This is a genomic window from Gemmatimonadales bacterium, assembly GCA_019637315.1.
GTDB lineage: Bacteria > Gemmatimonadota > Gemmatimonadetes > Gemmatimonadales > GWC2-71-9 > SHZU01.
The window spans coordinates 225,774-246,829 of sequence record JAHBVU010000002.1; the positions used below are offsets into that span (position 1 = coordinate 225,774).

General features: G+C 65.2%; 19 protein-coding genes. 18 read left to right on the forward strand and 1 reads right to left on the reverse strand.

Features of this window, described 5'->3' with window-relative positions:
* The first annotated feature begins 2 nt into the window (after positions 1 to 2).
* The 18 genes from kdsB to dapF all read left to right on the forward strand — a co-directional run bounded on the left by kdsB (position 3) and on the right by dapF (position 18,920).
* Complete coding sequence (gene kdsB, locus KF785_02975) at positions 3 to 758, forward strand: 3-deoxy-manno-octulosonate cytidylyltransferase (GenBank protein ID MBX3145709.1); 756 nt, start codon at positions 3 to 5, stop codon at positions 756 to 758.
* Complete coding sequence (locus tag KF785_02980) at positions 755 to 2,416, forward strand: CTP synthase (protein MBX3145710.1); 1,662 nt, start codon at positions 755 to 757, stop codon at positions 2,414 to 2,416. Before kdsB ends, KF785_02980 begins: the two co-directional genes overlap by 4 nt.
* A complete protein-coding gene (gene kdsA, locus KF785_02985; GenBank protein ID MBX3145711.1) occupies positions 2,413 to 3,231 on the forward strand; it encodes a 3-deoxy-8-phosphooctulonate synthase in 819 nt (272 codons plus the stop codon). Before KF785_02980 ends, kdsA begins: the two co-directional genes overlap by 4 nt.
* Before the next feature lies 1 nt (position 3,232).
* Positions 3,233 to 3,781, forward strand: a complete 549-nt coding sequence (locus tag KF785_02990; GenBank protein ID MBX3145712.1) for an HAD hydrolase family protein — start codon at positions 3,233 to 3,235, stop codon at positions 3,779 to 3,781.
* A 2-nt stretch (positions 3,782 to 3,783) separates the two neighbouring features.
* The gene (locus KF785_02995; protein MBX3145713.1) at positions 3,784 to 4,749 is read left to right on the forward strand and encodes a KpsF/GutQ family sugar-phosphate isomerase; all 966 of its coding nucleotides are present in this window, start codon (positions 3,784 to 3,786) and stop codon (positions 4,747 to 4,749) included.
* Entirely contained in the window at positions 4,746 to 5,354 is a 609-nt protein-coding gene (gene lptC / locus KF785_03000; GenBank protein ID MBX3145714.1) for an LPS export ABC transporter periplasmic protein LptC, read from the forward strand. Before KF785_02995 ends, lptC begins: the two co-directional genes overlap by 4 nt.
* Positions 5,351 to 6,793, forward strand: a complete 1,443-nt coding sequence (locus tag KF785_03005) for a hypothetical protein (GenBank protein ID MBX3145715.1) — start codon at positions 5,351 to 5,353, stop codon at positions 6,791 to 6,793. Before lptC ends, KF785_03005 begins: the two co-directional genes overlap by 4 nt.
* Positions 6,790 to 7,554: an LPS export ABC transporter ATP-binding protein gene (gene lptB, locus KF785_03010; protein MBX3145716.1), complete on the forward strand. Its 765-nt coding sequence runs from the start codon at positions 6,790 to 6,792 to the stop codon at positions 7,552 to 7,554. The genes KF785_03005 and lptB overlap by 4 nt, the downstream gene beginning before the upstream one ends.
* Entirely contained in the window at positions 7,551 to 9,047 is a 1,497-nt protein-coding gene (rpoN, locus tag KF785_03015) for an RNA polymerase factor sigma-54 (protein MBX3145717.1), read from the forward strand. Before lptB ends, rpoN begins: the two co-directional genes overlap by 4 nt.
* Positions 9,044 to 10,000: a glycosyltransferase gene (locus KF785_03020; GenBank protein MBX3145718.1), complete on the forward strand. Its 957-nt coding sequence runs from the start codon at positions 9,044 to 9,046 to the stop codon at positions 9,998 to 10,000. Before rpoN ends, KF785_03020 begins: the two co-directional genes overlap by 4 nt.
* A gap of 62 nt (positions 10,001 to 10,062) precedes the next feature.
* Complete coding sequence (locus tag KF785_03025; protein ID MBX3145719.1) at positions 10,063 to 11,235, forward strand: glycosyltransferase; 1,173 nt, start codon at positions 10,063 to 10,065, stop codon at positions 11,233 to 11,235.
* Positions 11,219 to 12,259 (forward strand): GNAT family N-acetyltransferase, encoded by a 1,041-nt coding sequence (locus KF785_03030; protein ID MBX3145720.1) that lies wholly within the window; start codon positions 11,219 to 11,221, stop codon positions 12,257 to 12,259. Before KF785_03025 ends, KF785_03030 begins: the two co-directional genes overlap by 17 nt.
* A 4-nt stretch (positions 12,260 to 12,263) precedes the next feature.
* Complete coding sequence (locus KF785_03035; protein ID MBX3145721.1) at positions 12,264 to 12,725, forward strand: acyltransferase; 462 nt, start codon at positions 12,264 to 12,266, stop codon at positions 12,723 to 12,725.
* Complete coding sequence (locus KF785_03040) at positions 12,722 to 14,092, forward strand: hypothetical protein (GenBank protein MBX3145722.1); 1,371 nt, start codon at positions 12,722 to 12,724, stop codon at positions 14,090 to 14,092. The genes KF785_03035 and KF785_03040 overlap by 4 nt, the downstream gene beginning before the upstream one ends.
* Positions 14,089 to 15,024, forward strand: a complete 936-nt coding sequence (locus KF785_03045; protein MBX3145723.1) for a flippase-like domain-containing protein — start codon at positions 14,089 to 14,091, stop codon at positions 15,022 to 15,024. The genes KF785_03040 and KF785_03045 overlap by 4 nt, the downstream gene beginning before the upstream one ends.
* A complete protein-coding gene (locus tag KF785_03050; protein ID MBX3145724.1) occupies positions 15,021 to 17,387 on the forward strand; it encodes a hypothetical protein in 2,367 nt (788 codons plus the stop codon). The genes KF785_03045 and KF785_03050 overlap by 4 nt, the downstream gene beginning before the upstream one ends.
* On the forward strand, positions 17,380 to 18,099 hold the full coding sequence (locus KF785_03055; protein ID MBX3145725.1) for a polyprenol monophosphomannose synthase: 720 nt from the start codon (positions 17,380 to 17,382) through the stop codon (positions 18,097 to 18,099). Before KF785_03050 ends, KF785_03055 begins: the two co-directional genes overlap by 8 nt.
* Positions 18,096 to 18,920 (forward strand): diaminopimelate epimerase, encoded by an 825-nt coding sequence (gene dapF / locus KF785_03060; protein ID MBX3145726.1) that lies wholly within the window; start codon positions 18,096 to 18,098, stop codon positions 18,918 to 18,920. The genes KF785_03055 and dapF overlap by 4 nt, the downstream gene beginning before the upstream one ends.
* 16 nt (positions 18,921 to 18,936) lie before the next feature.
* Here dapF and cadA read toward each other — a convergent pair whose 3' ends face one another.
* On the reverse strand, positions 18,937 to 21,042 hold the full coding sequence (gene cadA / locus KF785_03065) for a cadmium-translocating P-type ATPase (GenBank protein ID MBX3145727.1): 2,106 nt from the start codon (positions 21,040 to 21,042) through the stop codon (positions 18,937 to 18,939).
* Positions 21,043 to 21,056: the final 14 nt, after the last annotated feature.

Here is a 21,056-nt window from a genome sequence, read left to right on the forward strand (position 1 = left end):
CCGTGCTTGGCGTCATCCCGGCTCGGTTGGGCTCTTCCCGCTTGCCGCGGAAGCCGCTCCAGCCCCTGGGAGGCAAGCCCCTCGTCGTTCGGGTGTGGGAGCGGGTCTGCGGTCTGGCTCTGCTCGACGAGGTGGTTGTGGCCACCGACGCCCCGGAGGTTCATGCAGTGGTGGAGCGGGCCGGGGGGCGTGCCGCGCTGACCTCCCCACTTCACGAATCGGGCACCGAGCGGGTGGCCGAGATCGCCCGCCGCCCGGATTTTGCCCGATTCGATTTGATCCTCAACCTCCAGGGTGACGAACCGTTCCTGTCGCCGCTCGCGGTGCGTGGCGCGCTGGCTCGGCTCGCGCAGGGCGACGACGTCGGTACGGCAGCCTCACCGCTCGCTGCGGACGATGCAGACGATCCGAGCCGCGTCAAAGTCGTCATGGACGACCGGGGGCGGGCGCTGTACTTCTCCCGGGCACGGATTCCTGCCGTTCGGGATCCCGTCGATGCGGAGCTTGCGCGCTACTGGCAGCACGTTGGGATCTACGGGTATACCCGCGATGCCCTGGTTCGTTGGGTCACATCGCCGCCGGTCATGCTCGAGCAGGTCGAACGGCTGGAGCAGCTTCGCGCCCTGGCAGCCGGGCTCCGGGTCGGTGTTGCACAGCTTGCGGACGCATGCCAGCCCGGGGTCGATACGCCGGAAGACCTGGCCAGGGCCGAACAACATTGGATCAACGCACTTGCAACCGAGGGTACCACGCGATGACCGGAACGCCACGCAATACGAAGTACATCTTTGTCACGGGCGGCGTGGTCTCCTCGCTCGGCAAGGGAATCGCTGCTGCTTCGCTCGGTCGCCTGCTGGTCCAACGGGGACTATCGGTGACCCTCCAGAAGTTCGATCCGTACATCAACGTTGACCCGGGCACGATGTCACCGTTCCAGCACGGCGAGGTCTACGTGACCGACGACGGCGCGGAGACGGATCTCGACCTGGGCCACTACGAGCGGTTCATCGACCGCTCGCTTTCGCAGCAGAACAACATTACGACCGGGCGGATTTACCAGACTGTCATCACCAAAGAACGGCGCGGCGAATACCTCGGGTCGACGGTCCAGGTCATTCCGCACATCACGGATCAGATCAAGGCGGCGGTTCGGCGGAGCGCGCCAGGACACGACGTCGTCATCACCGAGATTGGCGGCACCGTCGGTGACATCGAGTCGCTTCCGTTCCTCGAGGCCATTCGGCAGTTCCGGCAGGAAGTCGGCCGTGAAAACGCTCTCTTTATCCATCTGACGCTGGTGCCGTGGATTGCCGCGGCCGGCGAACTCAAGACCAAACCGACCCAACACTCGGTTCGTGACTTGATGCAGATCGGAATTCAGCCCGACATCTTGATCTGCCGCAGCGACCACGCGCTCGGTGCGGATATCAAACGCAAGATTGCGTTGTTCTGCAACGTCGATTTCGGCTGTGTCATCGAGAGCCCGGATGTGGCCTCGATTTATCAGATTCCGATCACCTTCTTCGATCAGGGCCTCGATCGTGAGGTCTGCGATCGTCTGCATCTCGAAACCCACGAGCCCGACCTGACCGAGTGGCGGGCCATGGTTGACGCGATCATCCATCCGCCGGCGCGGGTCAAAATCGGTGTGGTCGGCAAGTATACCGACTTGCACGATGCCTACAAGTCGGTTCAGGAGGCGTTGCTCCACGGCGGCATTCCCAACGGCGTCGGCGTCGACATTCACTGGCTCTCGAGCGATCGCTTCACCGATCAGCAGTCCGCCGCTCGTGCCCTGGCGGGCCTCGATGGACTGCTGGTGCCGGGCGGGTTCGGCGTCCGGGGCGTCGAAGGCATGGTAGAGGCCGTTCGATGGGCGCGGGAAAACCAGTTGCCGTTCTTCGGTATCTGCCTGGGCCTGCAGGTTGCCATCATCGAGTTTGCCCGCAACGTCTGTCACCTGAACGCCAACAGTACCGAGTTCGAGCCCGAGTGCGAGGCGCCGGTGATTTCGCTGATGGCCTCGCAGCGTGATGTGAGCGACCTCGGTGGGACCATGCGGCTCGGTGCGTACCCGGCCCGCCTGCGGCCCGAGAGCCTTGCGGCGCAGGCGTACGGTGCCACCGAGATCAGCGAGCGTCACCGGCATCGGTGGGAGGTGAGCAACTCCTACCGCGACGTGCTGGCGGAGTATGGGATGCGGCTGTCCGGGGTTTCGCCCGATGGTGGTCTTGTCGAGATCATCGAGTTGCGAGACCACCCGTGGTTCGTTGGCTGCCAGTTTCATCCGGAGCTCAAGTCGCGTCCGACGCGACCGCACCCGCTCTTTGCTGCGTTCATCGGGGCGGCCAAGCTGCGGGCGTTCGGCGTTCCCGAGCGGACGCCGGAAACGCGGGTCGCCCACGGCGCCACGTGAGCAGCTGGCGCTTCGGCGGCCACGGGCAACCTTTCGTGATTGCCGGGCCATGCGCGGTCGAGTCGGACGCCGTGATGCTCGCCGTGGCGGATCGTCTGGTGCGGATAGGCCAATCGCTCGGTCTCGCGGTCTGCTTCAAGGCCAGTTTCGACAAGGCCAACCGCTCGGGTGTCGATGCGGCACGCGGTCCCGGGATGGCAGAAGGGCTGGAGTCCCTCGTCCGAGTGAAGCGCGCCACGGGGCTGCCGGTCCTGACCGACGTGCATGAGACTGCGCAGGTTGCCACGGTCGCCGAGGGAGTCGATCTGCTCCAGGTTCCGGCCTTCTTGAGTCGGCAGACTGATCTGCTCGTTGCCTGCGGGCAATCGGGCAAGCCGGTCAACGTCAAGAAGGGGCAGTGGATGGATCCGGCGGGCATGGCCGGAGCGGTCGCCAAGGTGCAGCGGGGCGCAGGGGGCGCGGCCGAGGTTGCAGTCACCGAACGGGGCAGCTTCTTCGGTTACGGTGATCTGGTGGTCGACATGCGCAGCTTTGAGCGGATGCGGGAGGCCGCCGGCGTACCAGTCGTGTTTGATGCGACCCACGCGGTACAGCGCCCCGGCCAGGGACCGCAGGGTACCAGCGGTGGGGCCCGCGAGTCGATTCCCGCGCTTCTTCTGGGAGCTGCGGCGGCTGGTGCGGACGGTTTCTTCATTGAAACGCATCCGGACCCCGAAAGGGCCTTGAGCGATGCGGCGACGCAGTGGCCGCTCGACCAGCTCGAGCCGTTACTTCGACGCGCAGTGGCCGTCTGGCATGCGGCGCGGGGCGCCTAGGGTGATCGATTCTTCGCTGGCTCGGCAGATTCGCCTCCTCGTGCTCGATGTCGATGGCGTGCTGACCGACAACGCGATCTACCTCGGCCCGGTCGATGGCCGGCGGGCCGAGCTCAAGCAGTTCGACGTGCAGGACGGGCTCGGGCTCGTGTTGTTGCGGGAAACGGACATTGCGGTGGCGTGGTTGAGTGGTCGCCAATCGGAGGCGACGACATTGCGTGCCCAGGAACTCAAGATTCCGATCCTGGTGCAGGATTCCGGGGCCCGCAAAGTGCCGGCCCTCAAGACCATGCTGGCGGAGCTCGGGCTCGACTGGTCGCACACCGCCTTCGTCGGTGACGACCTGGCGGACCTGGGCGTGATGGAGCGGGTCGGGCTGCCGATCGCGGTGGCCAACGCCGTCGACGAGATCAAGCAGACCGCGCTTTGGGTAACGAGCCGTCCGGGCGGACGTGGTGCGGTGCGCGAAGTGGTGGAGGCCCTGTTGCGGGCCCGTGGGGAGTGGGACGCGGTGCTGGCCCGATATCGCGCAGCGCGGGAGGCGGAGTGACGGTGACGGACCGCACGGCGCAGAGCGTTGCCGGCGGCAAACGTGTGCTGCTGCTGGAAGCGGATGCGGTCCGCCGGGTCGCTGAGCGGCTGGATCAGCGTTTTGCTGCTGCGGTCGCGTTGCTGCTCGCCACCGAGGGACGGGTCATTGTGTCGGGTGTCGGCAAGTCGGGGTTGGTCGGCCGGAAGATCGCGGCGACTCTGACCTCGACCGGAACACCGGCGCACTATCTGCACCCGACCGACAGCCTGCACGGCGACCTGGGGATCGTCGGCCCCAAGGATGCGGCTATCCTGCTCAGCAAGAGCGGGGAAACGGAGGAGCTGTTCGGACTCCTCGAGGTGCTGGAGCGGCGGGCGGTTCCGATCGTGGCGATTACCGGCGGAGCCGAGTCGACCCTGGCCCGTGCCTCAAGCGTCGTGCTCGATGGCGGCGTGTCCGAGGAGGCCTGCCCCCATGATCTGGCGCCGACCGCCAGTACGACGGTGGCACTGGCGCTGGGCGATGCTCTGGCGGTCGCGCTGCTCGAGGCCAAGGGATTTTCGCGCGATGCCTTCGCATCGCTCCATCCCGGTGGGCGGCTCGGGCGAAAGCTCCTCCTGCGGGTTGGCGACGTGATGCTGCCACCGGGGGCCTCACTTCGGCCGACGGATCGGATGGGGCGGGCCGCGGAGCTGCTGGCGCACCAGCGCGGTATTGCGGCCGTGCTCGACGAGGGGCGGCTCGTAGGTGTGCTCACAGCCGGTGATCTGTCCCGCCTGGCGGGAAGCGATGATCACTATTGGGAGCGGACCGTTGGCGGCGTCATGACCGCGGACCCAAAGACGACGACGGCGGTCGAGTTGGGTGCGGCGGCCGTGGGTGTCATGGAGCGGTACGGCATCATGGCGCTGCCGGTGGTTGATGAGGCCGGTGGACTGAGGGGCATGGTTCATCTGCACGATCTGATGAGGGCAGGCGCCGTATGATGCCAGGTCGCAACAACAAACCTCAGGTGCGCATCGGGATTCCTGGATGGGCTACGGCGGCATTGGTCGCGTTTGGAGCCGCGGCCTGCCAGTCGACGGGCATCCGGGCAACCCAGACGGTGCAGGTTGTCGACAGCTCGGATCAGTTCATGACCAAGATGACGACCAACATGGTCGAGAACGGGGTCCGGACCGGGTACGTCTACGCCGAGTCGGCGTATGTGTACCAGATGGCGCAGCGAATGGATCTGCGCCAGATGCGGGTGCTCTTCTTCGAGGATGGCAAGCAGACCTCGGTTCTCACCGCCGAGCAGGGAGACTACAGCCTTGCCAACGGGTCGCTGGACGCCCGGGGCAATGTCCGGATCGTCTCGACGGACGGACGGCGGCTGACCACCCCGCGCCTGATCTATGATCGAACGCTGCTTCAGCTCCGCAGCGACACGACCTTCGTTTACGACTCTCGCGGTGAACGGCTCACCGGGAAGAGCTTCACCTCGGACCTCGAGTTCAAGAACGTGCGAATCGTCGAACCCAAAGGGGTTCAGTTGCGCGGCGGGTTTGATCTCCCCGGGCAGCGTCCGGACAGCGGAGCCGCGCCGTGAAGTCGGCGATGTGGTTCGCGCTCCTTGCGGGGGTTGCCGGGGTCGCATCGCTCTCTGCGCAGACGCCGAGGGCGCAGGCACCTCGGGCTCAGCCCAGCGACCGGTGCCGGCTTCAGATCGTCAATGTCGACCGCGAGGGGGTCCGAACCACGCCGATGGCCGGAACCGAGAACTACTTTGCCGGCGGCAACGTCCACGCGCGCTGCGCCGGGCGGAATATCCACATGTACGCCGACAGCGTGGCGTCCTATGGTGGGTCCGTGGTCCAGTTCATCTCGCTGGGCAACAAGGTCAGGTATCGTGATTCGACGACTGCGCTCGATGCTGATTTCGGTACCTATTTCCAGAACGGCGAGCGCTTCGAGGCGCAGAACAACGTGCTGCATCGCGACCTCGAGTCGGGTTCGACCATTACGGGCCAACGAATCGATTATCTTCGCCCAGTCCGCGGCTTGCGGGCCGAGATGGAAGTCGTTGCCTACAACCGACCGACGGTTCGGTATGTGGTGAAGGACTCTGCCGGTCAGGCGCAGTCGCCGTACACGATCGTCGGCAACCTGGTGCGCACTCGTGCCAACGAAGTGATTTACGCGAACGGCAATGTCACGATCGAACGCGAGGACCTCAGGGGGTCGGCGGATTCGCTCTGGCTCGACACCGGCAGACGCCAGAGCGGGCAACTCGTCGGCCGGGCCGCTTTGCGGACCGAGCGTCGGGATGGCTTCACGCTGACGGGTCGCGTCATCGACATTGGCCTGACGGATCGGGAACTCCGGCTCCTCAAGGCTCGGGATTCGGCCAAGCTCGTCAGCAAGGACATCACTCTTGCTGGGGATTCGGTCGGTGTGGAGCTGATCAATCGCCAGCCCGAGCGGGTGGTTGCCTGGGGCAAGACGGTTCGCCCGTCGCTCGTGTCCACCGATTACCTCGTTCGGGGTGACTCACTCCGGGTCGAGATGCCCAATCAGCGGTTGACGTCTCTCCGCGCCTTTGGCGGGGGATGGGTTGGATTTTCCGGTGACAGCGCGGAGAGCTCGCGTCGCGACTGGATCTCGGGCGACACGGTGGCGGTGGAGTTTCTTTCGCTCGGCGCAGCCGGCGCGGAGCAGACCAGGATCCGTGAGGTCGAGGCGACTCAGAACGCGCGGTCATTTTATCAGCTGGCGCCGGAACAAGGGCAGACCAAGGGGTCGATCAATTACACCCGCGCCAGGCGGATTCTGGTGACGATGCGGATTACCACGGATTCGAACACGGTTCAACAGGTCGACGCATTCGGCGACGTGGACGGAATCCACCTGCAGCCGGCATTGACGCGGGCTCGGGACACAGCTGCGGTGCGGGACTCGACGATTGTACCGCCCGTCCGGCCCGACAGCGTTGCCATGCCGGCAAGGCGCGACACCGCCGGCGTAGCGCCGCGGAGAGGATCTCAATGACCAGCGTTCTCTCCGGAGAGCATCTCGATAAGGCGTTCCGCCGCCGGCGCGTCGTCAAGGACGTCAGCGTCTCGGTGTCGCAAGGAGAAATTGTCGGATTGCTTGGCCCGAACGGTGCCGGCAAAACGACGACGTTCTACCTGATTACGGGGCTGATTCGACCCGATGCCGGCAAGATCGTGCTCGACTCGACCGACATCACGAGCCAGCCGATGTATCGGCGTGCCCGCAGCGGGATCGGCTATCTGGCGCAGGAACCGTCAGTGTTCCGGCGAATGACTGTCGAGGACAACGTTAAAGCCATCCTCGAGACAGTCGACCTGTCACGCGCGGAGCGCCGTGAACGGCTGGAACGGTTGCTGGACGAGTTGGGGCTCAAACATCTCCGGAAGAACAAGGCCTACAGTTTGAGCGGCGGTGAGCGGCGGCGTCTCGAGATTACCCGTGCCTTGGTTACGGAACCGAAGTTCATGCTGCTGGACGAACCGTTTGCCGGCGTCGATCCGATTGCGGTGCACGACATTCAGACCATTATCGCCAATCTGAAATACCGCGGTATCGGCGTCTTGATCACAGATCACAGTGTCGAGCAGATGTTCGAGATCGTCGACCGCGCTTACATCATGTTCGAGGGTGAGGTTCGCGCTGCCGGAACGGTGCGAGAGCTTGTGTTCAACGACCAGGTCGCCGAGTTGTACCTCGGTCCGACCATGACGGCGCGCCTGCGAGAGCGGCTCGAACGCGCGGAGACGACGCTGTGAAGACCGGCCTGTCGCAACACGCCGGCCTCCGGCAGGAGCTGCGCATCAACCCGCGGCTGTATCAGGCCATGGACATGCTCTACATGCCCATGATGGACCTGCAACAGCATCTCAAGCAGGAGCTGCTGACGAACCCGTTCCTCGAGCTGCTCGAACCGGAAGAGGACGAGCGGGATCAGCAGGAGCCGACTGCAGAGCAGGAAAAGGAGAAGCAGGAGAAGGAAGACGAGATCGACTGGGAGGAGATCCTCCTCAACGGTTTCGATGTCGGTGGGACCAAGTCGCAGTACGAAGATCAGGAGTATCTCGAGCCCGTGATGGTCGAGCGGGTCGACCTGATCGATCATTTGCGTGACCAGCTGCAACTGATGCACCTGACGCCGCGGCAGCGACTCTTGAGCGAAGAGTTTCTCGGCAACATCAATGATGACGGCTATCTCAGTGCATCGCTGGAGGAAATTCTCGGCTCGGTCAATGCCCTGATGGAGTCGTATCTCGCCGCCGCTGAAGATGATGGCGACGACGAGGACGTTGACGATCGGCCGAAGCCGCGTCTGGCACAGGTGGCACCCTTCCAGCTTGCAGAAGTCGAGGAGATGCTGCGGATCATCCAGCGGCTTGACCCGCCTGGGGTCGGTGCACGCGACCTTCGCGAGTGTCTGGTGCTGCAGCTGCAGGACGCCAAGGATACGGACTCGCTGGTGTATCACCTGGTCAGCGAGGCGTTCACGGACCTGATTGCGCACCGCTGGAACGACCTTGCCAAGCGCTTTGGTGTGGAGCCCCGCACAGTGCAGACGGCAGCAGATTCGTTGGCGCGTTTCGACCCGAAGCCAGGCCTCAAGCACTCCGACCGGGGGGACGGCTACATCATTCCTGACCTGATCGTGGATAAGGTCGGCACCCAGTATCACGTTACGCTCAACGACACTGGGGTGCCGCGTCTTCGCCTCAGTCGTTCCTATCAGGACGTGGCACGGGACAAGAAGTCGCTGACCCAGGAGAATAAAGAGTTCATCGCGCAGAAGATGAACAGCGCCAACTGGATGATCCAGGCCATCGAGCAGCGTCGGCAAACGATGCTCAAGGTGATGAACTTCATCGTCGACCGGCAGCGGGCTTTCTTCGAGAAGGGTGTCGAGTATCTCAAGCCGCTCACGCTGCGTGAAGTTGCCGAAGTCATCAGCATGCACGAGTCGACGGTCAGCCGCGTGACCAACGAGAAGTATGTTCAGACGCCTCGCGGCGTCCTGCCGCTCAAGTTCTTCTTTTCGAGCGCGCTCACCACGGTGTCGGGTGAGGATGCGAGCGCTCGCTCGATCCGGGCCAAACTCGAGAAGATGGTGTCCGAGGAGGAGACCTCGAAGCCGCTGACCGACCAGCAGATCGTTCACCGGTTCAAGGAGCAGGGTATTCAGATTGCCCGCCGCACGGTTGCCAAGTATCGTGATCAGCTCGGTATTCTGCCCGCCCGGATGCGCAAGCGAGTATGATTTCCGTCGCGCCGCGTCACCTCGACGTCAGCGTGCTGGTTCCGGCCAAGGACGAAGCCGAGAACCTTCCGGAGTTTCTACGCCAGTGCAACGAAGCTCTTGGCGGTGCAGGCTTCAGCTTCGAGGTGGTGGTTGTCGACGACGGATCCCGCGATCGCACCGCCGCGGTGCTGGCTGAGCAGACGGCGCGGTACCAATGGCTTCGCGTAGTGACCCACCGACGGCAGCGTGGCATCGCGGACGCGTTGCGGAGTGGCTCGGAGGCGGCGCGCGGCGACATCCTCGTGTTCTATCCCGCGGATCTTCAGTACCGTCCGGAGGATCTTCCGGCGCTGGTGCGCCCGATCCTGGACGACGAAGCCGACATGGTGACCGGCTCCAAGCAGGGCAAGTACGAAAAGGCCTTTGTCAGCGGCATTTACAACCGGCTCTGTCGCTGGCTGTTCGGGGTTAAGGTCGAGGACCTCAATTCGGTCAAAGCCTATCGCGCCGAGATCATGCGGATCGTTCCGATGCGGCCCGACTGGCATCGCTACATGGTCGTGATCGCGGCGGTCGAGGGCTATCGGCTGACCTCACGTCCGGTGCCGCTCTACCCGCGCACGGCCGGTGCATCAAAGTTTACCTGGACCCGCATTCCGGTCGGCGTGATCGATCTGCTTTCGGTCTGGTTCCAGCTGCGTTTCGGCCGCAAGCCCATGCTGTTCTTCGGCGTGGGTGGCGCTCTGCTGTTCCTGGTCGGGTTTCTTGGGGGCGTGGCTGCGCTGATACTCCGGTTCGGCTATGGCATCGGATTCCGCCCCCTGCTCAATCTGATCGAGACGATGGTCATCAGCGGTATCGTGCTCTTCGGCTTCGGTTTCGTGGCGGAGATGGTGGCGAGTTTCCGAGAGGAAACCCGTCAGTTGCTGGCCGCGCGCTCCGACGAGACATCCGATGGTCCGGGACGGTAGATCCAGCGTGTCCCGACCGGACCGGCGTCGGAGTCGATTCCGGTAACCGGAGTCGCCCACCCGTGAAGGTTCTCGTCGTCAGTCACAACTTTCCTCGCTTTGCCGGCGATCCGGCAGGCGCGTTTGTTGCGCGGCTTGCGGGAGCCCTCGGCCAGCGCGGTGTCGACGTTCGCGCCGTGGTGCCGCATGCGGCTGGGTTGGCCGAGGCTGATACGATCGAGGGCGTTCCGGTGCGCCGAGTCCGGTACGGTCCGGATCGGTGGGAGCGGGTGGCCTACACCGGTCAGTTGCATCGCAGCGCGTTTTCCAAGCCGGCGACGGCGCTCATGCTGGTGCCGTTCTTACTGGCTCTGCGTCGGGCGGTCCGGCAGGAAGCGGCGCAGTTTCAGCCCGATCTCATCCATGCCCACTGGTGGTTCCCGGGAGGGTGGGCTGCTCTGGCGGCCGGTCGACCGGTCGTCGTTACCTGCCACGGAAGCGATGTCCGGCTTCTCGAGCATTCGCGATTGGCGCGCCTCCTCGGTCGAGGGGTGCTGAGGAAGGCCGCTGCGGTAACGGCCGTTTCGCAGTTCCTGCTCGACGGGGTGGCGGCGCAGTCCGGGCCGCTGCGTGAGACGCTCGTGACACGGATGCCGATCGACCTGCCGGTATTCGAAGCTGGCAGGGCGGTGGCGAAGGCGGATCCGCCGATCGTTCTCTACGCCGGGAACCTGGTGCCGACCAAGGGGGTCGACACGCTGCTCGACGCCATCGGGATCCTGGTCGGTCGAGGCATCAGGGTACGGCTTCGGATTCTGGGGCAGGGCGGCGAGGAAGGGCGCCTCCGCGCGAGGGCTGAACAGTTGGGGCTCGGCTCGGTGGTCGAGTGGTCGCCATTTTTACCGCAGCAGGCGATGCCGGCCGAATATGGCCGGGCCTCCGTGACGGTGCTGCCGTCTCGAGGCGGAACCGAGGGGCTCGGCTTGACGCTGGTCGAGGCGCTCGCCGCCGGGTCGGCGGTGGTCGGCACGCGCTCGGGAGGGATTCCTGAAGTGGTGGAGGACGAGCTGACCGGGCGCCTGGTGCCTCCGGACCATCCTGGCGCCCTGGCCGATGCACTCGTGTCGTTGCTCAGCAATCCTGGGGAGCTGGCGCGGCTTACCGAGCAGGGCCAGCGGCGCGTGAGCCGCGAGTACGGTGTCGACGCTGCGGTGACCACGTTTCTGGAGCTGTTTCGACGTGTCGCGCCGGATTGAGCGAACCGGGGCTCCGCCTGAGAGCTGGACTGCGCTCGCTCGGGTGGCGGGGAGCTTCTACCATGAACCCCTCTGGGTCGAAACGATTGCCCGGACCTTCAAGTTCCCGCTCGATTGTCTGACGGCGTTCGAGGGCGACCGACCGGTAGCCGCGCTGGCGCTGGCGTCGGTTCCCTCCCTGGGCGGGCGGCCGCACCTGGTGAGCTTCCCGTTCAGCTATGTCGCCGGCAGTATCGGTGATCCAGCCGCCGATGCCGACCTGGCCCGCTATGCGATCGCTCTCGCCGGGGAGCGTCGGGTCCGGTATCTCGAGATCAAACGACCGGGCGCGCCGGCCCTGGTCGAGCCGCTGGTTCGGGTGGCGCGCTATCATACCTTCGAAGTCCCTCTCGCTGGCGGATCCGATGCGGTGTGGACTACCCTTGACGGTGACAGCACGCGCCGAGGCATTCGAAAGGCACAGAAGACGGGGCTTCGGGTCGAACGGGTCGCCGACCGGGCCGGATGGGAGGCGATGGCGGCGTTCCAGGACGACACCGCGCGTCGCCATGGCCTTCCGGCACCACCCCGACATTTCTGGCGAGAGGGTGTCACGGGTCTGGCAGCGCATGATTTGGCGCGGGCATACCTCGCGTTTGCCGATGGCACTCGGCCGGTTGCCGGCATCACGGTATGGACGGCACCGAGTCGCTGGATCTATGCCTTTGGTGGGGCAGACTCACGCTATCTGGATCGTCGGCCGAACCACCTGCTGCTCTGGACCGCGATGGCGGACGCGATGGCGGAGGGAAGCCAGGTCTTCGATCTCGGTCGTGCGGCACCGGAGCAGGAGGGGCTGGTAACCTTCAAACGCCGATGGGGCGGGCAACCGGTACCGCTGGCCTACGACTACTGGCCAGCCCCGCGGGGTGTGCACCTGGCGCCGCGCAATCGCGGTCCGCTCCGGGTGGCGGCCCGGGTCTGGTCGGCTCTGCCGCTCGGGATCACCCGACTCGGCTCATCGCTCTACCGCTACCTGGGGTAAGCTCATGCTGCTCCGCAAAGTACGCCGCAAGTTTCTGAAGACCTGGGCCCGGCACACCATGCTGCCCGGCTGGCGGATCACACTGCTTCGATGGGCCGGGGTTCGGATCGGTCGTGATGCGTACATTGCTGACGACCTGATTATCGTTGAAGAGCTCTCGGGGCCTGGCCTCGTAACCGTCGGCGACCGTGCCAGTCTGGGTCCCCGGGTCACCATCGTGACATCCTCGCATCCCAATCGTTCTCGGATCGGGTATACGGCTCCGGTCGCGGCCGGCCCGGTCACCATCGAAGCCGACGCCTGGATTGGTACCGGAGCCGTTCTCCTTCCCAACGTCACGGTTGGTCGCGGGGCCATCGTGGCCGCCGGCGCCGTCGTGACCAGCGATGTTGCCTCGCTCGACATCGTTGGCGGTCAGCCTGCCCGCACCATCGGTACGGTACCCACCCCACCGGGATGGACATGACCGTCCTGGCCGTGACCGACGGGCTGTCGCCCCTCGACTGCTACGCCATGGATGTGCTGCTCGACCTCAGTCGGTTGCCGCGTACTGATCGCATGCTCGACAACACCACGGTCGTCACCGCGGGACCGCCGGGTGCGACCGGGATCGGTCTGGCAGATGGACGAGTTGTGATCGGCGGTGTGGTGCTGAGCGAGACAGCCTCGCTGCTGACTCTTGCTGCGGAGCGGACTGGTTCGGTGCGAGACGCCCGAGGACGCGTCCCGGCGGCTTTCAACGCCATGGTCACGTCCGGTCGAAGTCTCGAGCCGGTGCTTCAGCACCACGCCGCCGCGCTGCGCGACGCCGTCGCACAAGCGAGAGGCGGCATGCCAACGCTGCTTGCACCGTGGCCAGGTGGTGCCAGGTGGGCAGTGGCCCTGACGCACGACCTCGACCTGGTGCGCTGGTGGGGGCTGGGCTACGCGGCCCGCAGCCTGGAACTGCTCCGCCGCGGCGAGTGGCGTCGCTGGAGGCGAGCCACAGGTGCTGCTCTCGGTGCCATCGGCGGCCGACCGGTGTTTGCCGCCATCGAGCGACTGCTGCAGGTGGAGGCGGAGTTGGGTATCGCGTCGACCTGGTTCGTGATGGCAGGGTCTCCCACGTTTCGCAGCGTATTGGCTGGCGACGTGACCTATCCGATCGGATCCGCACAGGCCATCCTGGAGCGGATTCGAGACAGCGGCCACGAGATCGGTCTTCACGGCAGCTTCGCAACCGCGGGGTCCGTCGAGGTGATGCGTGACGAGCGGGATCGGCTGAGCCAGGCCGTCGAGGCCCCGGTTCAGGCCTCCCGTCAGCACTTCCTTCGGATGACCCCCCTGGCGACGCAGCGACAGGCAGCCTCCCTCGGCTTTTCGGTCGACTCGACCATCGGCTACTATGATCGGCCCGGTCTGAGGCTCGGGGTTGCCGACCTGGTACCCCTTGCCGATGAAGCCGGTGCGCCGCTCGGGATCGCCGAGGCGCCGCTGGTATGGATGGATCGCGCCAGCAGCAAGTACCGCGGGGTCGAGTCGCCAGCTGCATGGGTCGACGAGGCGCTGGCATCGGCGAGGGTGGTCGAGTCGGTGGAGGGACTCTGGGTCGGGCTTTGGCATCCGAACCTGGCGGCGCCCCTGGGGTTCCCGGACGCGGAGCCGGCCTTTGCGGACCTGGTGGCTCGACTGGCAGCTCGTACGCCGTGGTTTGCGACGGTCAGCCAGGTTGCTGCCTGGCGGGACCGCCGCCGTCGCTTGCGGGTTCACGGGTTCGAACCCGACGGGCGGCCAATCCTGGCGGACCCGGCAGGGGTCCGAGTCGATGGTTTCCTGGAGGCTCGTGCGGCATGACATCGCCGGCGCCCCCTGGAGTTCGGCCGCCTCGGGTCTGGTTGCGGTACCTCCGCGCCGGGATCGGCATCCTGGTGCTGTACTTCGTCGGGCGGCATTTGCTCCGCAACTGGGAGCAGTTCCGCGCGATCGAGCTGTCGTGGCAGCTCCGACCGGTGCCGCTGGTTGCCGCAGTGTTGGTCATCGTGGCGACCTACGGGCTGCTGGTTGAAGCCTGGCGACAGCTGGCGGCCGCATGGGGCTGGCGCATGACCTGGCGTCAGGCGGCACGGGTCTGGATCATCGCGAGCATGGGAAAGTACCTGCCCGGTAAGGTCTGGACGGTGGCGGGAGTGGCGTCCTTTGCGCAGGAAGCAGGGGTCTCGGTTTGGGCCGCGACCGGCTCTGCGCTGGTCAACCAGGTCCTGTCGCTCGCGGCCGGTGCCGCTGTGGCGGCGCTGACGGGATTCAGTGTTGCTCCCGATGGCATCTTTCGGGTTCTGGTCTGGGTCAGCTTTGTCGGAGGTCTAATCGGTCTGCTGTTTCTGATCTCGCCTCGGGTGCTCAGTCGGATCATGGCTGCGGCGACGGGCGGGCAGGTCGCGCTGCCAATCCGTCGAGGTCCGGTGCTCTTTGCCGCCGCGATTCATGCGGTCTCATGGGCAGGGTACGGCGTGGCGCTGCTGCTCGTCCTGGCGGGAACGCTTCCCGAGGTTCAGCTTGGTCTCCGCGAGGCCATTGCGGGATTCACGATCTCCTATATCGTTGGCTTCCTGGCACTCCTGGCTCCGGGAGGGTTAGGGGTGCGAGAGGGTACCATGGTCATACTGCTGCAGGGGCCGATCGGTGCGGCACCCGCAGTTGCCCTTGCCGCGGCTTCGCGGCTCGTCATGACGGTGGCAGACATTGTGGCGGTAGCCCCATTTCTTGTTGCCGGGAGAAAACCTAAGTGACCGATAGCCCATCGCCAGACTTCGAGCCCCGGCGACCGACGCTCGTGGCTGCTGCCGTGTTCGTTGTGGCGGCGCTGACCCTCTGTTGGCCAATGCTTCGGGGCGATTTCCTGATTGGGCAGTACTCGGACATGTATGAGGCAGGGTACAGCTTTCGGATCTTTGCCGCCAACTACTTCCGGGAGTACGGCTCGATTCCGCTGTGGAATCCGTATCTCATGGGAGGCGTGCCGTTCGTCGGAGCCGGCGGTGGCGACATCTTCTACCCGACGGCCTGGCTGCGCTGGATCTTGCCGACCGATGTCGCGATCAACCTCGGCTTTGCGGCCCACATCGTTCTGGCGGGTGCGGCCGTTTTCGCGTTGCTGCGGGCCTTGCGGGTCAGTTGGGCCGGAGCGTTGATCGGCGGACTCGCGTTTCAAATGACGGGAATCGTTCTCTCGCAGGTGCACCCGGGCCACGACGGCAAGCTGTTCGTCTCCGCGTTGGCGCCCATCCTGTTCCTGGCCATCGTGCGCGCCGTGCGCGACAATTCGTTTGCAGGGTACGGGACCATCGCGCTGACGGTGGGTCTCTCGCTGCATGGTCATCCACAGATGGCCTACTACCTCCTCGTAGCCGGCCTGATCTGGGGCCTCTTCTGGGTCTTCGGACCGGAAGGGCCCAGAACCGCTGCCCTCCGCGGACGCGTGATCCTGGCAAGTGTTGCCGTCGTCCTCCTGGGAATTGGCCTCTACGCCATCTACGGCATGCCGATGTCTGCGCATGTAGCGTATAGTCCCCGCGTCGAGGGGACCGCCAACTCCGGCTGGGCGTGGGCGACGTCGTTCGCCTTGCCCCTTAGCGAGCTGCCCGGCCTGCTGCTGCCGATGATTGACGGTGGCGTGTCGCCCAACTACTTCGGCCGGAATGGTCTCAAGCTGCATACCGAGTACCTTGGGCCCGTCGCGATCATCCTTGCCGTGCTTGGCGCGGGCGGCGCCGAACGAAGGCGAGTCCGACTCGCGCTGGGGGGCATTGCCGGGTTGTTTCTCTTGGTTAGTCTCGGTGGGGACACGCCGTTCTTTCGGCTCTGGTACGCGGTCATGCCAATGTCGGCAACGCTTCGGGCGCCCGGCATGGCATTCTTTCTGGTCGCGATGCCGATTGCGGTCTTAGCCGGGTTCGGCGCTGAGCGGCTTTTTCGCCGCGAGATCTCGATTCCACGTCTTGCCGTCTTCGCCGGGCTGATCGCCTTGTTAGCGCTGCTCGGCTTGATCGGCTTCCTACAAATGGTGGTCGAAGATTGGGCACGGGGGACAGGCTACCAGGGCGTCGCGGAAATGGCCATTGGCAACGCAGGCGTCCTTCGCACCGACAGCCTTCGTTTGCTGGTCGTCACACTAGTAGCCGCTGGCCTGATCTGGGCGGTTACACGCGATCGGATTCGCGGAGTGGCGGCGGTTGCCGCGATCGGCGCCGTACTTTGGGCGGACCTTTGGATCGTCGGCAGGCACTCGTTCGTCTATTCGCCTGGGGCCAAGGTGACCTACGCCTCCGATCCGATCATGCAGCATCTGGAGCAGGTCAAACCGCCGTACCGCGTCTATGGGCCTGTAACGCAGTATAGCGGCCTCAATCCATATCCGAAGAGCTGGCTGATGACCGCGAACATTCCGGTCCTCTTTGGCTATCACGGCAATGAGATTCGATACTTCAATGACCTGCTCGGCGGGAAGATCGCCCAGAACCAGCTGAACCCAGCCATGTGGGATCTTTTCGCTGTCCGCTACTTCGTTGTCAAAGAACCCCAGCAGATTCCCGGGTTCCGCCAGGTACTCGGACCGGTTCAGACCCACCATGGTCCTGGATATCTATTCGAGTCGGAGGATCCACCGCCGTATGCCCGGGTCATTGCCGGGGCGATCAAGGTTCCGGACGACGCCATCGTCGAGTCAGTTACGGATCAACGTTTTCCAATCGATCGGGTCCTGATCTACCCGGATACGGCCAGCGTCACGCTGCGGGACCTGGGCAATCAGGTGCCGGAACCCTCGGCCCGTCGCGCAGACGTTACCGAGTGGCGGCCGGGACGGATGCGTGTCGCCATCAGCGGGGAGGCAACGCAGGATGAGTATCTGCTGGTCTCGGAGAACTGGTACCCCGACTGGAAAGCCACCATCGATGGGAAACCTGCTGCCGTTCTTCGCGCCAACAATACCTTGCTCAGCGTTGTGCTCCCCGCCAGCGCCAGGGACGTCGTCTTCGAGTACGACTCGCGCAGCTATCGGCGTGGGCGGGCCGTCAGCCTGATCTCTCTGCTTGGCGTGGTGGGCATCTTCGCCGGCGCGGTCGTCAGGCGGAGGAAGGCACGCGATGGCTGAGCGATACCTCGTCATTCTGCCGACCTACAACGAGAGCCTGAACCTGCCTCAGATCGTACCTGCGATTCTGGATCAGGACCCGCGGCTCGAGGTGCTCGTCGTCGACGACAGTTCGCCCGATGGAACCGGTGAGCTGGCAGATCAGCTGGTGGCGGCTTTTGCCCGTGTCCACGTGCTGCACCGCAGCGCCAAAGAAGGTCTCGGCAAAGCCTACCTGGCGGGCTTCGCCTGGGGACTCGAACGGGGCTACGACCGGCTCCTCGAAATGGACGCCGATTTTTCCCACGACCCCAAGTTTCTGCCGCAGCTGCTTGCGGCCGCCGACGAGTCCGATCTTGTGATCGGCTCGCGCTATAAGAGCGGCGTTAATGTGATCAACTGGCCGATGTCACGATTGGTGCTCTCGTACGGCGCCAATATCTATGTGCGGTGGGTTACCGGCCTTCCGCTGACCGACGCCACCGGCGGCTTCAAGTGCTTTCGCCGGGAAGTTCTCGCCGCCTTGCCGCTCGATCGGGTTCGATCCAATGGCTACGCATTTCAGATCGAGATGAGTTTTCGCGCCTGGCGCAAAGGGTTTCGCTTGACTGAGATTCCCATCGTCTTTACGGATCGGGTCGAGGGCAGCAGCAAGATGAGCAAGGCGATCGTTCGCGAGGCGGTATGGATGGTATGGTGGCTCTGGATTGCCGATCGACTGGGGCGCCTGTGAGCTCGAAGCGGTTCTACAAGATGCAGGGATCCGGGAATGACTTCGTCTTTCTCGATGCCCGAGAGCATCGGCTCGAGGATTGGCCGGTCGAGCGGATCCGGCGGGTGACCGATCGCCGGATGGGGGTCGGAGCCGACGGCGTCGTCCACCTGGCGCAGATCGGCCCGCAGTCCGTCCGGATGATCTACTTCAACGCCGATGGCTCGCGGGTCGACATGTGCGGCAATGCGGCCCTCTGCAGTACGCAGCTGGCAGTTCGGCTCGGCTTGGTGGAACCCGGGAGCAGGATAACCCTCGATGCCGACGCAGGCCGCTATCACAGCCGGAGCATCGGGATCGGCGCCGATGCGGAGCTGGCATTTCCGTCGGTCGGAGTTCCGGCGCCGCTGGCCCTCGACCTCGAAGCGGGTGAGCGCCGGGCGTTCTATGGCGTGGTCGGCGTGGCACACGTTACCGTGCTGGTCGACAGCATCGAGGCGGTGGATGTGGCCGCCCGCGGTCGTCGGCTACGCTATGCCGAGCGTTTTGCGCCGCAGGGAACCAACGTCAATTTCATCGGACCGGTCACAGCCGAGGACGCGGATTGGGCCCTGCGCACCTATGAACGAGGGGTCGAGGCGGAGACGCTTGCGTGCGGAACCGGAACCGTTGCGTCGGCACTGGCTCTGACAGGCGTCGGGATGCTCACCTTGCCGGCTCGGATCCGATCGTCGAGCGGTGCGGTATACGTGATCAGCGGTCGGATCAACGACGGGCAGGCGCATGACCTGTGGCTTCGGGGCCCGGGCCAGTTGAGCTTTATCGGGGAGTGGGTCGACTGATCCTCCCAGCGGGTGCCTAACGCCGGAGCAGTCGCAGACTGTTGCCGATCACGAGGAGACTGGCCCCGACATCTGCGACGACTGCCATCCACATCGTGCCGGCACCGACAACCGTGGCGCCCAGGAACACGACCTTGATTCCGAGCGCCAAGGCAATGTTCTGGTAGAGAACCCAGCGTGTGGCCCGAGCAATCCGTACGAAGGCCGGGATCTTTCGCAGGTCGTCGTCGGCCAGGGCAACGCCAGCCGATTCGATGGCCGTATCCGTTCCCGCCGCTGCCATGGCAAATCCGATGTCCGCACGCGCCAGCGCCGGGGCATCATTGATACCATCGCCGGCCATGCCGACCGCGCCGCCGCGTGACAGCAGCGACTCGATCGCTCTGAGCTTGGCGTCGGGCAGCAGGCCGCCTTTCGCCGCGCCAACCCCGACCTGACGGGCCACCTCATCGACCGTGTCCTGTCGGTCCCCACTCAAGATCACGGTCTCGATGCCCAACGCTCTGAGCTGATCGATCGCCTGTCGGCTGGTCGGCTTGACGGTGTCCGTAATGACGAACCCGGCGCGAGTGCCGCGCTCGTCGGCCAGCCAGGTCGAGACCCCAGTTGGAGCGGGCTCGCTGGACTCGAGGCCAAGCTCGGCGAGCCAGCGCGCACTGCCGAGGAAGTAACGCCGCCCCGCGATCGTGCCACTGACACCACGCCCGGGTTCAGCGCGGAAGTCGGTAACGGTCGCAAGGCGCGAGCGATCGCTCTCAACGTGGGCAACGATCGCTGCGGAGGCAGGGTGATTCGAAAGCGCCGCGAGGCTTGCCGCTCGTGCCATCGCATCGTCCCGGGTCACACCGTCGGACAGGAGAACCTCGGCGACACGCAGCTGCCCGGATGTCAGAGTGCCCGTTTTGTCCAGCGCGAGCCATCGCAGCCGATGGCCGAGTTCGAGGAACTTGCCGCCCTTGATGAGGATGCCGCGACGCGCAGCTGCCGACAGCCCGCTGACAATCGCAATCGGGGTCGAGATGACGAGCGCACAGGGGCAGGCAATGACCAGCAGCACCAGGCTGCGATAGATCCACTCCCCCCAGCTCCCGGCCCCCAGCAGTGGAGGGAGAAGGGCAACCAGGACAGCGGCGAAGAACACCAGTGGCGTGTAGATGCGGGCAAAGCGGTCGACGAAACGCTGGATTGGCGCCCGGGACCGCTGGGCACTCTCGACGCTGCGGAGTACCTGCGCCAGCGCCGTGTCCGTTGCGGCTGCTGTGACCTCGTACTCGAGCAAGCCGGAGCCATTCAGCGAGCCGGCAAAGACCCGATCCCCCGGACCGACATCGACCGGCACGCTCTCACCGGTGATCGGCGCCTGATCGACCTCCGAAGTGCCGGAACGGACCAGGCCGTCGAGCGCAATCCGTTCGCCCGGCCTGGCACGCACCAGCGCACCGAGCGGGACGGCGCCGGCGTCGACCTCATCCCAGCTGCCGGTAGCCGTCCGCACCAACGCGGTGGCAGGGGCAAGGGAAAGCAGGTCTCGAATGGCGCGGCGGCTGCGATCGAGCGCGCCGGCCTCGAGTCGCTCGGCAACCGCAAACAGGACCATCACCATGGCCGCTTCGGGCCACTCGCCGATCAGGAGAGCGCCGGTCACGGCGATCGCCATCAGGGCATTGATGTTCAGGTTTCGGTTGGCCAGCGCGACCCACCCTTTGCGATAGGTCGGCAGCCCAGTGGTGAGAATGGCGCCCGCCGACAGGATCGCCATGGCCCAGTGAAACCCGCCGACCACCCAGTGGATGCCCTCGGCCAGCAGAGCCGCCCCCCCTGACAGGAGCAGCGGCCACCACGACCCGGCAGCTCGGTCGACCGGCTGAGCGGCACCTTCCCGCGCGAGCAGCGGATCGAACCCGAGCGACCGGATGGCTGAGAGCGACCTCGGCAGGGCCTCGGGAACGTGGGTGACCGTCAAGGTTCGGCCGATCAGGTCGAAATCCAGGCTGTGGATGCCCGGCAGGCCCGAGAGTTTGGCCCGGATCAGCCCCTCTTCGGTGGGACAATCCATCTGCGCAATCGAGAGGGTCGTCTGGTGGGCGAGGCAGCCGCAGGCGGGCTGATTGCACGCCGTCATCGTCGTGTCTGGCC